This window comes from Amycolatopsis sp. lyj-346, assembly GCF_046548975.1.
GTDB lineage: Bacteria > Actinomycetota > Actinomycetes > Mycobacteriales > Pseudonocardiaceae > Amycolatopsis.
The window spans coordinates 1-17,204 of the sequence record NZ_JAJPWT010000006.1; the positions used below are offsets into that span (position 1 = coordinate 1).

General features: G+C 70.2%; 15 protein-coding genes and 2 rRNA genes. 13 read left to right on the forward strand and 4 right to left on the reverse strand.

Annotated features, from left to right (window positions below; genetic code table 11):
- From ACLJQE_RS20035 to recN, 8 genes are all read left to right on the forward strand, one after another.
- A 23S ribosomal RNA gene (locus ACLJQE_RS20035) occupies positions 1-1,394 on the forward strand; the annotation flags it as partial.
- Positions 1,395-1,472: 78 nt separating this feature from the next.
- Positions 1,473-1,589: ribosomal RNA gene (gene rrf, locus ACLJQE_RS20040) — 5S ribosomal RNA — on the forward strand.
- Between the two features lie 97 nt (positions 1,590-1,686).
- Positions 1,687-4,077 (forward strand): hypothetical protein, encoded by a 2,391-nt coding sequence (locus ACLJQE_RS20045; RefSeq protein WP_410640820.1) that lies wholly within the window; start codon positions 1,687-1,689, stop codon positions 4,075-4,077.
- A complete protein-coding gene (locus tag ACLJQE_RS20050; RefSeq protein ID WP_410640821.1) occupies positions 4,070-5,041 on the forward strand; it encodes an HAD-IIA family hydrolase in 972 nt (323 codons plus the stop codon). Before ACLJQE_RS20045 ends, ACLJQE_RS20050 begins: the two co-directional genes overlap by 8 nt.
- Positions 5,042-5,058: 17 nt before the next feature.
- Positions 5,059-5,256, forward strand: coding sequence for a hypothetical protein (locus ACLJQE_RS20055; RefSeq protein WP_072480075.1), 198 nt, complete (start codon positions 5,059-5,061; stop codon positions 5,254-5,256).
- A gap of 5 nt (positions 5,257-5,261) precedes the next feature.
- Positions 5,262-6,089: a TlyA family RNA methyltransferase gene (locus tag ACLJQE_RS20060; RefSeq protein WP_410640822.1), complete on the forward strand. Its 828-nt coding sequence runs from the start codon at positions 5,262-5,264 to the stop codon at positions 6,087-6,089.
- A complete protein-coding gene (locus tag ACLJQE_RS20065) occupies positions 6,086-7,012 on the forward strand; it encodes an NAD kinase (protein ID WP_410640823.1) in 927 nt (308 codons plus the stop codon). Before ACLJQE_RS20060 ends, ACLJQE_RS20065 begins: the two co-directional genes overlap by 4 nt.
- Before the next feature lie 71 nt (positions 7,013-7,083).
- A complete protein-coding gene (gene recN, locus ACLJQE_RS20070; RefSeq protein WP_410641146.1) occupies positions 7,084-8,862 on the forward strand; it encodes a DNA repair protein RecN in 1,779 nt (592 codons plus the stop codon).
- Positions 8,863-8,913: 51 nt separating this feature from the next.
- Here recN and ACLJQE_RS20075 read toward each other — a convergent pair whose 3' ends face one another.
- On the reverse strand, positions 8,914-9,528 hold the full coding sequence (locus ACLJQE_RS20075; RefSeq protein WP_410640824.1) for a VOC family protein: 615 nt from the start codon (positions 9,526-9,528) through the stop codon (positions 8,914-8,916).
- Positions 9,529-9,929: 401 nt separating this feature from the next.
- On the opposite strand from ACLJQE_RS20075, the gene ACLJQE_RS20080 reads away from it, so the two are divergent.
- From ACLJQE_RS20080 to ACLJQE_RS20095, 4 genes are all read left to right on the forward strand, one after another.
- Positions 9,930-10,283: a zinc-binding dehydrogenase gene (locus tag ACLJQE_RS20080; RefSeq protein ID WP_410640825.1), complete on the forward strand. Its 354-nt coding sequence runs from the start codon at positions 9,930-9,932 to the stop codon at positions 10,281-10,283.
- On the forward strand, positions 10,280-11,455 hold the full coding sequence (locus ACLJQE_RS20085) for a DUF1266 domain-containing protein (protein WP_410640826.1): 1,176 nt from the start codon (positions 10,280-10,282) through the stop codon (positions 11,453-11,455). Before ACLJQE_RS20080 ends, ACLJQE_RS20085 begins: the two co-directional genes overlap by 4 nt.
- A gap of 98 nt (positions 11,456-11,553) precedes the next feature.
- Positions 11,554-12,738, forward strand: a complete 1,185-nt coding sequence (gene steA / locus ACLJQE_RS20090; protein WP_410640828.1) for a putative cytokinetic ring protein SteA — start codon at positions 11,554-11,556, stop codon at positions 12,736-12,738.
- Positions 12,735-13,685 (forward strand): copper transporter, encoded by a 951-nt coding sequence (locus tag ACLJQE_RS20095; protein WP_410640830.1) that lies wholly within the window; start codon positions 12,735-12,737, stop codon positions 13,683-13,685. Before steA ends, ACLJQE_RS20095 begins: the two co-directional genes overlap by 4 nt.
- Before the next feature lie 19 nt (positions 13,686-13,704).
- On the opposite strand, the gene ACLJQE_RS20100 is transcribed toward ACLJQE_RS20095, so the two are convergent.
- The 3 genes from ACLJQE_RS20100 to ACLJQE_RS20110 are packed head-to-tail and all read right to left on the reverse strand — an operon-like array spanning position 13,705 to position 16,376.
- Positions 13,705-14,235, reverse strand: coding sequence for a peptidase inhibitor family I36 protein (locus ACLJQE_RS20100; RefSeq protein WP_410640831.1), 531 nt, complete (start codon positions 14,233-14,235; stop codon positions 13,705-13,707).
- A 9-nt stretch (positions 14,236-14,244) separates the two neighbouring features.
- On the reverse strand, positions 14,245-14,958 hold the full coding sequence (locus ACLJQE_RS20105) for an aspartate/glutamate racemase family protein (RefSeq protein WP_410640832.1): 714 nt from the start codon (positions 14,956-14,958) through the stop codon (positions 14,245-14,247).
- Positions 14,955-16,376: an NCS1 family nucleobase:cation symporter-1 gene (locus tag ACLJQE_RS20110; protein WP_410640833.1), complete on the reverse strand. Its 1,422-nt coding sequence runs from the start codon at positions 16,374-16,376 to the stop codon at positions 14,955-14,957. Before ACLJQE_RS20110 ends, ACLJQE_RS20105 begins: the two co-directional genes overlap by 4 nt.
- Before the next feature lie 149 nt (positions 16,377-16,525).
- Here ACLJQE_RS20110 and ACLJQE_RS20115 point away from each other — a divergent pair, with 149 nt between their 5' ends.
- The gene (locus ACLJQE_RS20115) at positions 16,526-17,194 is read left to right on the forward strand and encodes a GntR family transcriptional regulator (RefSeq protein ID WP_410640834.1); all 669 of its coding nucleotides are present in this window, start codon (positions 16,526-16,528) and stop codon (positions 17,192-17,194) included.
- The last annotated feature ends 10 nt before the right edge of the window (positions 17,195-17,204 follow it).

A 17,204-nucleotide genomic window follows, 5' to 3' on the forward strand; every position in this document is an offset into this window, starting at 1 on the left:
ATAGGTTGAGACGTGATGCGTAGCCGTTTGAGGCGAAGTAGAGTGATCCTATGCTGCCGAGAAAAGCCTCTAGTGAGTGCATGCACGGCCCGTACCCCAAACCAACACAGGTGGTCAGGTAGAGAATACCAAGGCGATCGGGTGAACTGTGGTTAAGGAACTCGGCAAAATGCCCCCGTAACTTCGGGAGAAGGGGGGCCAAACATCCTGAAGCTTTTTACAGGCTAGGGGTGGGTGGCCGCAGAGACCAGCGGAAAGCGACTGTTTACTAAAAACACAGGTCCATGCGAAGTCGCAAGACGATGTATATGGACTGACGCCTGCCCGGTGCTGGAACGTTAAGAGGACCGGTTAGCCTTTCGGGGCGAAGCTGAGAATTTAAGCGCCAGTAAACGGCGGTGGTAACTATAACCATCCTAAGGTAGCGAAATTCCTTGTCGGGTAAGTTCCGACCTGCACGAATGGCGTAACGACTTTCCGGCTGTCTCAACCACAGGCCCGGCGAAATTGCACTACGAGTAAAGATGCTCGTTACGCGCGGCAGGACGGAAAGACCCCGGGACCTTTACTATAGTTTGGTATTGGTTTTCGGTTCGGCTTGTGTAGGATAGGTGGGAGACTGTGAAGTGGTCACGCTAGTGGCTGTGGAGTCGTTGTTGAAATACCACTCTGGTCGAATTGGGAATCTGAACCTCGGGCCATGATCTGGTTCAGGGACAGTGCCTGATGGGTAGTTTAACTGGGGCGGTTGCCTCCTAAAGAGTAACGGAGGCGCCCAAAGGTTCCCTCAGCCTGGTTGGCAATCAGGTGTTGAGTGCAAGTGCACAAGGGAGCTTGACTGTGAGACAGACATGTCGAGCAGGGACGAAAGTCGGGACTAGTGATCCGGCACCTCCTGGTGGAAGGGGTGTCGCTCAACGGATAAAAGGTACCCCGGGGATAACAGGCTGATCTTGCCCAAGAGTCCATATCGACGGCATGGTTTGGCACCTCGATGTCGGCTCGTCGCATCCTGGGGCCGGAGTAGGTCCCAAGGGTTGGGCTGTTCGCCCATTAAAGCGGCACGCGAGCTGGGTTTAGAACGTCGTGAGACAGTTCGGTCCCTATCCGCCGCGCGCGTAGGATACTTGAGGAAGGCTGTCCCTAGTACGAGAGGACCGGGACGGACGAACCTCTGGTGTGCCAGTTGTTCTGCCAAGGGCATGGCTGGTTGGCCACGTTCGGAAGGGATAACCGCTGAAGGCATCTAAGCGGGAAGCCTGTTCCAAGATGAGGTATCCCACCCCTTTGTGGGTTAAGGCCCCCAACAGACCATTGGGTTGATAGGCCAGAAATGGAAGCACAGTAATGTGTTGTCGAGTTGACTGGTACTAATAGGCCGAGGACTTGCCTACAAAGATGTTACGCATCCACTCTACGGTTCTGAAACACCACACTGGTGACGTGTCACAGTGTGTGTTGTTTCGGAGTGTTTCGGTGGTTATAGCGTCAGGGAAACGCCCGGTCCCATTCCGAACCCGGAAGCTAAGCCTGACAGCGCCGATGGTACTGCAACCGAAGGGTTGTGGGAGAGTAGGACACCGCCGAACTTACCTTCCGTACGGCCCGTTAGGATAGCCAGTTGGCTGCCCTAACGGGCCGTACGCGTATGTCCAGAACAAGATTTTTTCCATGGCAGGAGGCCAGGTGTCCGAGTTCGGTCGACGAGACTCAAGCGATGATGGGTCCGGCCGGTCGGCACGCCGGGACGAAAGCTCCCGCGGCCGGCCGGACGCACCCGGGGGAGACCGGCGCGGCGCGCGGCAGGACCGCGGCGGCCGCGACAGCACCCACCAGGGACGCCCGCGCCGTGACGACCGCGGTGTCCGCGGCGGCGGCAAGCCCTTCCGCGGCGGCGACGGTCCCCGTGACCGCGATCAGCGCGGCGGACACGCAGGTCAGAGCAGCAGTGGCGGCCGCAGCTTCGGCGATCGCGACGACCGCCGCGGCGGGTACGTCAACCGCGACTCCGGTGGTCGGCCGGGCGGTGGCCGCGATTCAGGCGGGCGGCCGGGCGGTAGCCGTGACTCCGGCGGTCGGCCGGGTGGCAGCCGTGACTCCGGCGGTCGGCCGGGTGGCAGCCGCTTCTCCGACGGCCCGAGCCGCTCCGGCGGAGGGCGCTACGAAGACCGCGGCACCGGTCGGCCGGGCGGCCGCTACGAGGACCGGGGCAACAGCCGCTCCGGTACCCGCAACGACAGCTCCGGCCGCGGCTCCGAGGACCGTGGCGGCCGGCCGCAGGGCAAGTCGTCGTTCGGCGACCGCAAGCCCCGCTGGGACAGCAATCGCCGCGACGACGAGCGCAGCAGCCGTCCGGGCGGTTTCCGCTCGGACGACCGCGGGCGCGGATCCGACCGTCGCGACGATTCGCGTGGCGCCCGTCCGGGCGGTTTCCGCTCCGACGACCGGGACCGTCGCGACGATTCCCGTGGCGGCGGCTACCAGCGCCGTGACGACGACCGCGGCACCCGCACCGGTGGCGTCCGGTCCGATGACCGCGGCCGTGGCGGCAGCGACCGTCGCGAGGACTCCCGTGGCGGCAGCTACCAGCGTCGCGATGACCGCGGCAGCCGTCCGGGTGGCTTCCGCTCGGACGACCGTGGCCGTACCGGCAGCGACCGCCGGGATGATTCCCGCGGTGGCAGCTACCAGCGCCGTGACGACGACCGCGGCACCCGGACGGGTGGTTTCCGGTCCGGCGGCAGCGACCGTCGCGACGATTCCCGTGGCGGCAGCTACCAGCGCCGCGATGACGACCGCGGCACCCGGACGGGTGGTTTCCGGTCCGGCGGCAGCGACCGTCGCGACGACTCGCGTGGCGAGCGTGGCGGCTACCAGGGCCGCGACGACCGCGACCGTCGTGACGACTCGCGCGGCGAGCGCAGCAGTTACCAGCGCCGCGACGACGACCGCGGTACGCGGACCGGCAGCTTCCGGTCCGACGACCGCGGCCGGTCCGGCGACGACCGCCGTGACGACTCGCGCGGCGACCGTGGCAGCTACCAGCGTCGCGACAGCAGCGACAGCCGCGAAAGCCGGGGCAACAGCGACAGCCGTACCAGTAATGACAGCCGTACCAGCAGCGACAGCCGTGGCAGCAGCAGCGACAACCGTGAGAACCGCGGCGAGCGCACCGGTGGCGGCTTCCGCGACTCCGGCAAGCGCTACGACCGCGACAACACCAGCCGTCCCGGCAGCCGGGACCACGGCGACCGCAAGGACCGCCGTGACGACCGGCCCCACCAAAACCCGCGGCCCAGGGTCGGTGCTCCGCTGGACGACGAGGCCCTCGCTAGGGAACTCCTCGAGGCGCCCGAGCTCCCCGAGGGCATCGAGTTCTCCGACCTCGACGAGGAGGCCCGCCGCGAGCTGCGGACGTTGCCGAAGGGCCTGGCCGAGACCGTCGGGAAGCACCTCGTCGCCGCCGGCGGGCTGATCGACAGCGATCCCGAAGCCGCCCTCGAGCACGCGAAGTACGCCAAGGCGAAGGCCTCACGCGTCCCGATCGTGCGCGAAGCCCTCGGCCTGGTCGCCTACCACGCCGGCAACTGGTCCGAAGCCCTCTCCGAACTGCGGGCCGTCCGCCGGATGACCCGCAGCGACGACCACATCGCCATCATCGCCGACGCGGAGCGGGCGCTCGGCCGTCCCGAGCGGGCCCTCGACCTCGCGAAGGAGGCCGACACGGCGAAGCTCGCGAAGGCCATCCAGGTCGAGCTCGCGATCGTCTCGGCCGGGGCGCGCCGGGACCTCGGGCAGCTCGATGCCGCCGTCGTCTCGCTGCAGGGTGACGACCTCAAGGCCGAGAAGCGCGATCCGTGGAGCGCTCGCCTCTTCTACGCCTACGCCGACAACCTCGCGGCCGCCGGGCGCAAGGACGAGGCCATCCGGTGGTTCCTCAACGCGGCCGAGGCCGACGCCGAGGACGACACCGACGCCGCCGAGCGGGCCGCCGACCTGTCGAACGAGAACGCCGACAAAAAGGACGCCGAGGAAAAGAACGCCGACAAGAAGGACGCCGAAGACACCGATGAGTGACGCTCTCCTCGCGGCCTACGACGCGGTCCTCTTCGACCTCGACGGCACCGTCTACCACGGCACCCGGGTGATCCCGGGTGCCGCGGAGACGGTGCGGGCCGCGCGGGAGCACGGCACGCCCGTCCGGTTCGTCACGAACAACGCCTCCAAGGCACCCGGGGAGGTCGTCGCGCATCTCACCGGGCTCGGCATGCCCGCCGGGACCGACGAGGTGCACACCAGCGCCCAGGCCGGCGTGCAGCTGCTCGAGGAACGGCTCGAGCCCGGCGCCGAGGTCCTCGTCGTCGGGACCGGGTCCCTCGCCGCCGAAGTGGCGCAGGCGGGGCTCGAGCCGGTGCGGGAGAACGGCCCGGGCGTCCGGGCCGTCGTGCAGGGGCACTCGCCGGACAACACCTGGGCCGCGCTGGCCGAGGCCTGCCTGGCCATCCGCGCCGGCGCGCTGTGGGTGGCCTGCAACGTCGACGCGACGCTGCCCAGCGAGCGTGGCCTGCTGCCCGGCAACGGCTCGATGGTCGCCGCGCTGCGCACCGCCACCGACGTCGAACCCGTGGTCGCCGGGAAGCCGCAGCCACTGCTGTTCGACACGGCCGCGCGGTCGGCCGGCGCGGAGCGGCCGCTGGTCGTCGGCGACCGGCTCGACACTGACATCGCGGGCGCGGTCGCCGCGGGCATCGATTCCCTGGTCGTCCTGTCCGGCGTCGCCACGCCGAAGCAGCTGATCGAGGCGATCCCGGCCGAGCGCGGCACCTACCTCGCCCACGACCTCACGGCGCTGACCGAGCGGGCCGAGGACCTGAGGATCGGGCCGCGGCCGGGCTGGACCGTGACCGTCGAGAACCGGACCTTGACGGCGAAGGGCGAAGGCGACGACCTGGACCTGCTCCGCGCGCTGTGCCACACGGCCTGGGAGACCGGCGTCACCGCGGTCGACGGCGACGCCAAGACACGGCTCGGTCTGTCCTGACTGATACCGTCTGCACTGTGCAGGACCATCCCTACCCCGTCCCGGGCCCGCCGCCCGGTTCGTTCTCGCAGCAGACCGACCCGCGGGCCGGCATCGAGGAAGCCGTCGCCGGGCTGGACGACCTGGACGCGCTGCCGCTCGCGGAGCACGTCGAGCGCTTCGACGCCGTGCACACCGAGCTGACGGTCGCCCTGTCCAGCATCGACAAGGTCTGATCGGCGTGCCCAAGCGGGCCCGCCTCGACGCGGAACTGGTTCGGCGCGGTCTTGCCCGGTCGCGCGAGCAGGCCTCGGCCCTGATCGCCGGCGGCAAGGTCACCGTCCGCGGCATGGTCGCGACCAAGCCCGCCACCGGCGTGGAATCCGGCGCGCCCATCGTCGTCAAGGACGAAGACGACCCCGGCTGGGCTTCGCGCGGTGCGCACAAGCTCCTGGGCGCCTTGGCGGCGTTCACCGAGCTGAGCGTCGAAGGCAAGCGCTGCCTCGACGCCGGCGCGTCCACCGGCGGCTTCACCGACGTCCTGCTCCGCAACGGCGCCGCGACCGTGATCGCCGCCGACGTCGGCCGCGGGCTGCTCGACTGGCGGATCCGCACCGACGAACGTGTAGTGGTCATGGATCGCACGAACGTCCGCAACCTCACGCCCGACGACCTCGGCGGGCAGGTCGACCTCGTCGTCGGCGACCTTTCGTTCATCTCGCTCAAGCTCGTGCTGCCCGCCCTCGCGGCCTGCGCGCGCGAAGGCGCCGATCTGGTGCCGATGGTGAAGCCGCAGTTCGAAGTGGGCAAGGACCGCCTCGGCAGCGGCGGCGTCGTCCGCGACCCGGAGCTGCGCGCCGAATCCGTGCTCACCGTCATCGACGAGGCCGCGAAACTCGGGCTCGCGCTGCGCGGGGTGACCGCCAGCCCGCTGCCCGGCCCGTCCGGGAACGTCGAGTACTTCGTGTGGCTGGAGAAAGCCACCGTGGCCGAGTCCACTGTGGACGCGGTAGACAGGTCTGAGGCCGAGCGGCTCGTCCGGACCGCCGTCGAGGAAGGGCCCGCATGACCACCGAACGTGAAGTGCTCCTCTTGGTGCACCCCGATCGCGACGCGACGGGCGAAGCCGCGCGCGAGGTTTCGGCGCGCTTCGCCAAGGCCGGCATCCGGATCCGGGTGACCGAGCACGACGTCTGCGCGTTGATCAACCCCGAACAGCACGGCGTCGGCGCCACCTGCACCGTCGTCGACCCGGACGACGACCCCGCCGACGGCGTCGAGCTGGTCTTCGTCCTCGGCGGCGACGGCACGCTGCTGCGCGCGGCCGAGCTGGCGCGGCCCGCCGGGGTCCCGGTGCTCGGCGTGAACCTCGGGCGCGTCGGCTTCCTCGCCGAAGCCGACTCCGACGCGCTGGCCGACACCGTCCAGCGCGTGGTCGACGGCGACTACCAGGTCGAACAGCGGATGACCATCGACGTCACCGTCACCGTCGACGGTGCCGAGGTCGCCCGCACCTGGGCGCTCAACGAAGCCAGCGTCGAGAAGAGCACCCGGGAGCGGGTGCTGGACGCGCTGATCGAGGTCGACGGCCGCCCGGTGTCCGCCTTCGGGTGCGACGGTGTGCTGTGCGCCACACCGACCGGGTCGACCGCGTACGCGTTCTCGGCGGGTGGCCCGATCATCTGGCCGGACGTCCAGGCGCTGCTGGTGGTGCCGAGCAACGCGCACGCGATGTTCTCGCGGCCGCTGGTCGTCTCCCGCGACTCGGTGATCACCGTCGGGATCGACCCGGACGGCTCGTCGGCCGTGCTGACCTGCGACGGGACCCGCCCGATCGACCTGCCGCCGGGCGCCCGGGTGCGCGTGACCTGCGGGAAGATCCCGGTGCGGCTGGTCCGGCTGTGGGACGGCCCGTTCACCGACCGCCTGGTGCAGAAGTTCTCCCTGCCGGTGAAGAGCTGGCGCGAACGCCACGCGCGTCCCGGCGAGTAATTCGAACACATCGGCGACGCGCGGGTGCCCGCGCGCGCAGAGTGTCGGTGGTGGCCGCTACCGTAGGCGGCGTGCTGGCCGAGATGCGCATCCAGGGCCTCGGAGTCATCGAGGACGCCCTGCTGGAACTGCACGCGGGCTTCACCGTCGTGACTGGTGAAACGGGTGCGGGCAAGACCATGGTCGTCACCGGGCTGCACCTGCTGTCCGGGGGCCGCGCCGAGGTGTCCAAGGTCCGGACGGGGATGCTCAAGGCATTCGTGGAAGGACGGTTCACCTACTCCGGTGTCGAAGGTGCCGAACGGATCGTCGCCGATTCGGGTGCGGACGTGGACGAGGACGGCAGCGTGATCGCGCTGCGCGCGGTCGCTGTGGACGGGCGGTCCCGTGCCCACCTCGGTGGCCGGTCCGTGCCGGTCGGTGTGCTCGCGGAGCTGTCGGAGCAGCTGATCGCGGTGCACGGGCAGAACGATCAGCTGCGGCTGCTGCGTCCGGCCGAGCAGCGCGCGGTGATCGACCGGTTCGCGGGTGACGCGGTGGCGAAGCCGTTGCGCGCGTACCAGGAGATCCGGTCCGAGTGGCTGGCGGTGATCGCCGAGCTGACCGAGCGGTCGACGCGCTCGCGGGAGATGGCCCAGCAGGCCGACCTGCTCAAGCACGGGCTGACCGAGATCGACGCCGTCGCGCCGGAACCGGGCGAGGACGTCGAGCTCACCGAGCAGATCAAGCGGCTCGCGGCGGCCGACGAGCTGCGGGCGGCGGCGACCGAGGCGCACGTCGCGGTGTCCGGCTCCCCGGACGGCGACCCGGACGCGCCGGGGGCGGCCGGCCTGGTCTCCGAGGCGCTGCGGCGGCTTTCGACGTCGGAGGACGCCGTGCTGCGTGAGCTGGCGCCGCGGCTGGAGGAGGCGTCGGTGCTGCTCACCGACGTCGGCGCCGAGCTGGGCAACTACGTCGAGTCGCTGGACGCCGACCCGGCGCTGCTGGAGAAGGTGCTGGCCCGCCAGGCCGATCTCAAGCGGCTGACCCGCAAGTACGCGGCGGACGTCGACGGTGTGCTCGCCTGGGCCGACGACGCCCGGCGTCGCCTGGAAACCATGGACACGTCGGAGGAGGCGCTCGCCGAGCTGGCGGTGCGGCGCGACCAGCTCGCGGTGCAGCTGGCCGTGCACGCCGGGGAGGTGTCGGCCGCACGCGCCGACGCGGCAGCGTCGCTGGCGGCGGAGATCACCCGTGAGCTGTCCGGGCTGGCGATGGGCCAGGCCGCGATCGAGGTGACGGTCGAGCAGCGTCCGGCCGAGCACGGCGACACGCACGCGCTGACCATCGACGGCCGCGCGGTGCACGCGGGCCCCGACGGCGTCGACGACGTCGAGCTGCTGCTGCGCGCCCACGACGGTGCGCCGCCGCTGCCGGTCCACAAGGCGGCGTCGGGCGGTGAGCTGTCGCGGGTGATGCTGGCGATCGAGGTGGTCCTGGCCCACGCGGACACGGTCCAGACGCTGGTGTTCGACGAGGTCGATGCCGGGGTGGGCGGCCGCGCGGCGATCGAGATCGGCCGGCGGCTGGCCCGGCTGGCCCGGACCCACCAGGTCCTGGTGGTGACGCACCTGCCGCAGGTCGCGGCGTTCGCGGACCAGCACCTGGTGGTGGACAAGGGCCACACCGGCGGCGTCACGCGAAGCGGCGTGAAGAACTTGAGCCAGACAGAGCGGGTGAGCGAGCTGGCGCGGATGCTCGCGGGCATGGACAACGAGACCGGCCGCGCGCACGCGGAGGAACTGCTGGCGACGGCGGAGAAGGACAAGACGGAGTTCGAGCCGAAGCGGAAGCGGGCCAAGAAGAAGTAGCCGGGCTGCCGGCTTGCCGGGTGGGGCCCGAGGTGCCCCACCCGACGCGGCTCAGCAGGCGTCCGGGTCCTCGACACCCGGAGGCGGGGTGAACAGTTCCTCGAAGGTCTGGTCGACGAGCTCGAGCACGTTGCCGAACGGGTCTTCGCAGAAGCAGAACCACGACTTCGGCCCCACCTGGTGGATCTTGCTGCGCTGGCGGCCGCCGAAAAGGGTGATGCGGCCGGCCGTCTCCGTCACGTCGAGGCACGTGAAGCAGATGTGGAAGATGCCGGTGCGCCAGTAGTCGAAGTTGTCGGCGCGGCGCTCGGCGACCGGGCCGGTGAATTCGAACAATTCGATTCCGGTGCCGCCCGGCATGACCATGTGCGCGATCCGGGCGCTCTGCCAGCCCTCGCCGTAGATGTCCGACGCGGGCCCGCCGCCGGGCGCGTCGCTGCTGATGGAAAACGGGCCGAGCAGGAGCTTGAGGCCGAAGACCTGCTCGTACCACGCAACCGCGCGGTCGAGGTCGGTCACCGACAGCGCGGCGTGGTTGAAGCCGGTCCGCACGGCGGGCGGGGCGAGGCGCTCGAGCGCGGCGATCCGCGGCGCCGGGACGTCGGGCAGGGTGGGCACGCCCGGAACCACACCGGTTCCGGGAACACCGACATCGCTGGACTGCATGGGCAAACTCCTGGGTGGCATGAGAAACGCTCGGTGGCGCAATGCGATCACCCCCCATGAGGATGCATTGCACAGCTGTCGGCTGTGCGACCAAGTATCGGCGGTCCCCGCGAGAAATCTTCCTGAGAATTGTGACAGCGTTAGGAAACGGATCGCGAACGCACAGTCACCACGGCGGCAAACGGCCTATGCTCGGCCTTTTCTCCTGATGAGAGCCTTGCCTGTCACTTTCCAACCAGGAGTGCCGGGTGGCGAGATCCACATTTCGGGTAAATAGTTGGTAAAACCTCTCGTGAAATTCGAGAACGCGCGCGAACACCTCGGAAGCCCTCGACGGTCACGGAAGGTTCTCGCGGGCGAAGCGGTTGGAGGACTTGTTCGACGGCGAAGAAAGGATCCCCATGCGCGCGGTCGGCACCACGGCCCTGCCGGACACCCTGAACGCCACCCGCGTGCACGGGACCGTGTGCTTCACCGGCATGCTGTCCAACCAGTGGACGATCTCGAACTTCTATCCGATCGGCTACCTTCCCGCCGGGGTGCGGTTGACCGCTTATGGTGGTGAGGCGGACGACCTGCCCGCTCCCGTTCTCCAGCGCCACCTCGACCGGATCGCCGACGGCGAAGCCACCCTCGGCCCGGCGAAGGTGTACTCGATGGCGGAGATCCGGCAGGCGCACGACGACCTGGAGCACAACCGGACGGCGGGCAAGCTCGTCGTGCTGACCGGCCGAGCGGAGGGAGCCGCACCGTGATCCTGCCGCCGCCCGCCGATGTCGAAGCCCAGCTCGCCGCCGCGCGGCGGGACGGCGACCTCGACCGCTACCTCGGCCTGCTCGCGGGCGAGGAGCTGTTCGTGCCGATCCGGCGGGTGGACGCCCGGAGCATCCTCGACGAGCGGGCGGAAACCTTCCCGAACGTCTACTTCGAGACCGGTGGCGACGAGTTCCTGCAGGTCTTCACCCGCGGCGCGCTGCCGGACTTCGGCCCGGACGTCGTGGCCATGAGCGGCGCGCTCGACTGGGCCGTCGACGGCGTCGGGCGGCACGAGCGCGTCGTGTTCAACCGCGGCACCCGCGCCGAGTGGCGGCTGCCGGGGGCGACGCTGCAGCCGTGGCTCGACGCGCACCCGGACGACGTCACGCCGCTCGAAGACCAGGTCGAGCGGCTGATCACCGCGTCGTACGGGCACCTCGAAGGGCCCATCGCGCACGCGCTGGCCTGCGGCGCGCACCTCGCCGTGCTGAACGCGGCGCCCTGGAACGTCCTCGACGGCCGCTACCACGACTACGTCGCCGAAGTGCGCAGCCTGCGGGACTGGTGGGGCGTGCCCGACCCGCCCGGCTGGCGCGCGACCATGACCGGCCTGATCGGCGACGGCTACGCGTTGACGCCCGGCAACCTGGTTCTCATGCTGCGCCTGCGGTTCGCCGCCGAGTACGGGCTGCCGGGCGCCGAGTTCGACCCGCTGACCTGGGCGCGGCTGGTGGACCGGTGGTGCACGGAGAACGACGCCGCGGACCAGGCCGAGGAGCTGCGGGACACCGTCCGCCGGGTCTCGCGGTACGAGCGGCGGCTCCGCGCCGACGGCCTGGTCGACGCGGACGGCTGCGTCACGACGGCGCTGTCCTGGGACGTCGGCCGCGCGGTCACCATCGCCCGCGAGGGGCTGGCGGCCGGGTACTGCGACGCGCTGAGCGCCGAGCTGATGGTGCTCGAAGCCGGTTCCCTCGCCCGCCGCTACCACCAGTCATGGGCCGACCTGTCGGCGGGGTACGTCATGGGCCGGGTGCTGCACGACGGCGAGGAGGGGTTCGGCGAGTGGTACCCGGCGGCCGTGCGGGTCCACCACCAGCTCCTTCAGGATCCGGCGAGTCCCTGGTTGAACCTCGATTTCGGCTCGCTTTCGGAGGAGTCGGACGCCTGACCCGCGCGGGGGACGGCGACCGGGCTCACCACAACGAGTCACGGCGGCTACGGCGTGGCGTACCTCGTCCCACGAGCAAATTTGTCACCATCGGCCACATGAAGCTCACGGGTCTGCTCACGCGGAATCAAGAACCCCTGCCGGGGATCACCGGGGTCGCCCGGGTCGACCGCCGCACCCGCGAGCTGCTGCGCCGGATCAGTCCCGGCGACATCGTCGTCCTCGACCAGCTGGACCTCGACCGCGCGACGGCCGACGCCCTGGTCGAGGCCGAGGTCGCCGGCGTGGTCAACGCGTCGCCGTCGATCTCCGGCCGGTTCCCCAACATGGGCCCGGAGATCCTCGTCGCGGCCGGCATCCCGCTCGTCGACTCGGTCGGCGGCGAGCTGCTGCGCTCGATCAAGGACGGCACGAAGCTGCGGCTGCTCGACGGCGTCGTCTACATCGGCGAACGGCAGGTCGCCTCGGGCATCGAGCAGACCGTCGAGAGCGTCGCCGACCAGATGATCGAGGCCAAGGCCGGGATGTCGACGCAGCTGGAGGCGTTCTCGGCGAACACCATCGAGTTCCTGCGCCGCGAGCGCACCCTGATCCTCGACGGCGTCGGTGTGCCCGAACTGAAGGTGCCGCTGCGCGACCGGCACGTGCTCGTCGTCGCGGGCGGCAACGGGCACGCCGAAGACCTCAAGAAGCTCAAGAAGTACGTCGCCGAGCACCGCCCGGTGCTCATCGGCGTCGACGCCGGTGCCGACACCCTGCGCGTGCAGGGCTACCGGCCGGACATCGTCGTCGGCGACCCCACCGGGATCGGCACCGCGACGCTGCGCGGCGGCGGCGAGGTCGTCGTGCCCGCGCAGCCGGACGGGCACGCCCCCGGTGTCGAGCGGATCCAGGACCTCGGCATCGGCGCGGTGACGTTCCCGGCGTCGGGCAACGCCGAAGACCTCGCCCTGCTGCTGGCCGACGCGCACGGCGCCAGCCTGGTCGTCACCGTCGGCTTCCAGGCCACGCTGCGCGAGTTCCTCGACCACGGCCGGTCCGGCTCCAACCCGTCGACGTTCCTGACCCGGCTGAAGCTCGGCACGAAGCTCGTCGACGGCAAGGCGGTGGCGACGCTGCACCGCAACCGGGTGTCGATCGGCGCGGTCATCCTGCTCGTGCTCGCCGCGGTCGTGGTGGTCGCCGCGGCCCTGCTGGTGTCCGATGTGGGCACGGTCTACCTGGACTGGCTCAAGGACACCTGGAACTCGTTCGCCGCCTGGGTCAAGGGACTGTTCACGTGATTTCGCTGCGCTACCACGTAGTTTCCATCGCCGCCTGCTTCCTCGCACTGGCCGTCGGCGTCGTGCTCGGCTCCACGGCGCTGAACGGCTCGCTGCTGTCCGGGCTCGCGGGGGAGAAGAAGGACCTCGGCAGCCAGGTCGCCGACCTGGAGGCCCAGCGCAACGCGCTCAACGCCCGGCTGACCGACGCCGACGCCTTCGCCGGCTCGATGGGCCCGAAGGTCGTCGCCGGTGTGCTGGACAAGCGGTCGGTGGTGCTGGTGACGACCGAAGACGCGCGCCCGGCCGACCGGGACGCCCTCAAGCAGCTGATCGGCCAGGCCGGTGCCTCGGTGACCGGCGAGGTGCAGCTGACGTCGGCGTTCGCCGACCCGGAGAAGGCCGACCAGCTTCGCGACGTCGTCACGCGGCTGCAGCCGGCCGGCTCCACGTTCCCGACGGCCGGGGACTCCGGCACGCTCGCCGGTGCACTGCTCGGTTCGGTGCTGCTGCTGGACAAGACCACGGCGAAACCGCAGTCCTCGGGTGAGGAACTGGCGGCGGCGCTGAGCGGGCTCACCGACGGCGGGTTCGTCAAGGCGACCCAGGACGTCAAGCCCGCCCAGCTGGCGATCGTGCTCACGGGTGCCCAGGCGACCGGTGACGGCGCCGGCGACCGCGCGGCGACGATCGCCCGGTTCACCACGCAGCTCGACCGCAGCGGCGCGGGCACGGTGCTGGCGGGCGACGCCGGTTCCGCGGACGGCACCGGCGCGCTGGGCGTGGTGCGGGCGGACACCTCGGCGACGTCCATCCTGTCCACGGTGGACAACGCGGACACGTCGGCGGGCCGGGTGAGCACGGTGCTGGCGTTGAAGGAACAGCTCGACGGCGGCGCGGGCCGCTACGGGGTGGCGGGCAACGCGCAGGCGCCCGCCCCCGGCGTCACCGCGCCGGCCGGGAACTGATCCCGGCCGGCGTGCCGCTTCAGCTGACGAGCTCGTACAGGTGTGAGGCGTTCTCGGTGGCGATGTAAGTCAGGCTGCCCTCGCCGCCCGGGTTGTAGGTGACGTTCCTGCCGCCGTAGTTGCTGTTGTAGAACACCTTCACCACCCAGATGCTGGTGAGGTTTCGCGCCGAGCGGGCGTTGTTCTTGACGCACTGCCCCTGACCGGCGCCCGGGCCTTTGAACTCGTAGCAGCTCGGAAGGGTGCTGCCGTAGTTCGGGATCGCCCCGTTGAAGTCCGACACCGATCCGGTGAAGCCGTAGCCGTAGTACAGGCAGAACTCGCCCCTCTCGCAAATGCCGTTGCGAGCCGTCGCCGCGTTCGCCGCGGGCGTGGCCGTGACGAGCAGGGCGACGGCCCCCGCGATGGCGAGCGTTGCCCGGACCAGACGTTTTCCAGCGGTGCGCAAGGTGTCTCCTCGAATCGGCCGCGGCGCGGGTGCCGCATAACTGCCTGCACCACACCCGACGGCCGGTCCCGGTTGAGAGCCGGCCGCGATGATCACCCGCACGGGTGACCTTCAGGGGCAACCGGGCCAGGTGCGCCGCTTGTCCAGTGGTCGCGCGTACGACCCCGCGCGGCTCGTCTTCAGCCCCAAGGCCACCAGGGACTCGGCGAGCCGGACCGCGGCCGCCACGCCGTCGATGACCGGGATGTCCAGCATCGTCGCGATTCTCCGGTCGAGCCCGGTCATCCCGGCGCAGCCGAGGACCAGGACCTCCGCGCCGGCGTCCCGCGCGCGGCGGCCGGCGGTGAGCAACGCCGACTCGGTCCGGCGTCCGTCGGTCAGCTCCAGCACGCCGAGCCCGGCGCCGGTGACCGTGACGCAGTTCTGCGCGACCCCGGCGGCGTGCAGGCTGTCCTCGATCAGGCCGCACGTCCGGTCCAAAGTGGTCACGACGCCGTAGCGGCGGCCCAGCAGGCACGCCAGGTGCGCGGCGGCTTCGGTGATGTCGACGACCGGGACGTCCAGCAGCTCGCGTGCGCCTTCGCGGCCGTGCTCGCCGAACCCGGCGAGCACGACGGCGTCGAACGGCTCGTCCAGGCCCCGCAGCAGGTCCAGCACGGCCGCCGCGGACAGGAAGCTGTCCAGCCAGCCCTCCGCCGATTCCGGGCCCCAGCGTGGCGTCCGGGCGAGGATCTCGGTGCCGGGGCTCGCGGCCGCGCGGGCCCCGGCTTCGATCTCCTTCGTCATCGCCTCGGTGGTGTTGCAGTTGGTGACGACGATCCTCATCGATGCTTCCTCGAGACCGCGAAGTACAACGCCGCCGACGACGCCGTGCCGATGAACCACGAGTACGGCGCGGCCGGCGCGAAGGAGGGCACCAGCGCGATCACCGCAGCCAGCGTGGCGGTCGGGAAGAACGTCACCAGGGCACGCGGGTTCACGCGCGGGTATTCCCCGCGGTCGACGAAGAGCTGGGCGACGTCGACCTTGCCGCGCCGGATCAGGTAGTAGTCGACGATCATGATCCCGAACAGCGGGCCGAGGAACGCGCCGAGCCCGCCGAGGAAGTAGTTGACCACCGCCGGCGAGGAGTACAGCTTCCACGGCAGCACGCACAGGGCCGCGACCGCGCTGATCATCCCGCCGATGGTGAAGGTGATCCGCTTCGGCCAGATGTTGGCCAGGTCGTAGGCGGGCGAGACGAAGTTGGCGACGATGTTGACGCCCATGGTGGCGACGGCGAACGTGAGCGCGCCGATGATCAGCACCGGCGTGTTGTCCACCTTGGACAGCAGCTCGGCCGGGTCGGTGATCGCCTCGCCGAACACCTGCATGCTGCCCGCGGTGACGACGACCGACAGCAGCGCGAACGCCGTCGAGTTGATCGGCAGGCCCCAGAAGTTGCCGCGCTTCACGGTCTTCTGGTCCGGGGCGAACCGCGAGAAGTCGCAGAAGTTGAGCATGAGCGTGCCGTAGGTGGCGAGGATCAGCCCGGCCGCGCCGAACCACTGCCGGATCTGCTCACCGGTGGACAGCTGCTTGGGGCTGCTGGTGAAGGAGATGTTCCAGTTCCCCGCGGCGAGGATCCAGACGGCGAGGGCGATCATCACGACCCAGATCGCCGGGCCGCACCAGTCCTGGAACTTGCGCACCGACTCCATGCCGCGGGTCAGGATCAGCGCCTGGACCGCCCACAGGGCGACGAAGCAGATCCAGCCGAGCGCGTGCAGGCCGAGGAAACCGTGTTCGGTCAGGGGTTTCAAGCCCGGGTCGATGGTCAGCACCAGCAGCGTGATGGCCACACTCGCGAGGTAGGTCTGGATGCCGTACCAGAAGATCGCGATGACCGCGCGGATCAGCGCGGGCAGGTTGGCACCGAACGTGCCGAAGCTGATCCGCGCCACGACCGGGAACGGCACGCCGGTGCGCTGCCCGATCCGGCCCATCAGGTTCATCCCGGCGTAGATGATGACGAACCCGAACAGCAGCGCGGTGAACACCTGCCAGGCCGACAGCCCGAGCACGAACAGCCCGGCGGCGAAGGTGTAGTTGCCGAGGTTGTGCACGTCGGACATCCACAGCGCGAAGATGTCGTAGACCTTCCACCGGCGCTCCTTCGCCGGCGCGAGGTCTTCGTTCCACAGCCGCGGGTCTGGCGGCGGGCTCGTCTCGTGCGAAGGTTCGGTGAGCGGGGCGGCGGTCATGGGCCCTCCGATCGCGACGTGCAGGGACGGCGATTTGGGATACCAAACTTTGGAATCCCAAATATCGCCCCGGCGTCCGGTCGAGTCAACCCTGCGGCCGATAAACTCCTGTTACGGCCGGTTACGGCGGTGTTGAAGGAGGGGGAGCGGTGAGCGAGCGGCAGCCCCTGGCGGCCACGCGGCAGCGGGTGCGCGAGGAGCTGCGCGAACGGATCCTGACCGGACGGCTCCGGCCGGGCGACCGGCTGGTCGAGCGCGAGCTGGCCGAAGACCTCGGCGTATCCCGGGTGCCGGTCCGCGAGGCCATCCGCAGCCTGGAGGCCGAGGGCTTCCTCGTCGTCCAGTCGCCGCGGCGGGTCGTCGTCCGGCAGCTGGCGCGGGTCGACGTCGAGGAGCTGTTCGACGTCCGCGAGGCGCTCGAAGGCCTGGCCGCGGGGCTCGCCGCCGAGCGGGCGGGCGCCGCCGAGCTCACCCGGCTCGAGCGCGTCCTCGCCGAGGCCGCCCGCGCCACGGCCCGTGGTGACGCCGCCCGGATCACCGTGCTGAACTCGCGCTTCCACGACGAGATCGTCGCCATCGCGGGCAACGCGCTGCTTTCCACCATGCTGCAGCCCCTGGAGGGCAGGCTCCGCTGGCTCACGAGCCAGAACGAACACTGGGCCGAACTGCTCGACGAGCACCGGCGGCTCTACGACGCCATCGCGTCGCGGGACGCCGACCGCGCGAAGGTGTCCGCGGTCGACCACGTGCGGGTGAACCGGGAAGTCACGCTGCGTTCCCTCTTCGGCGAAGAAGCCGGCGAGCGGCCCGCGGGCTGACCTCGCCCGG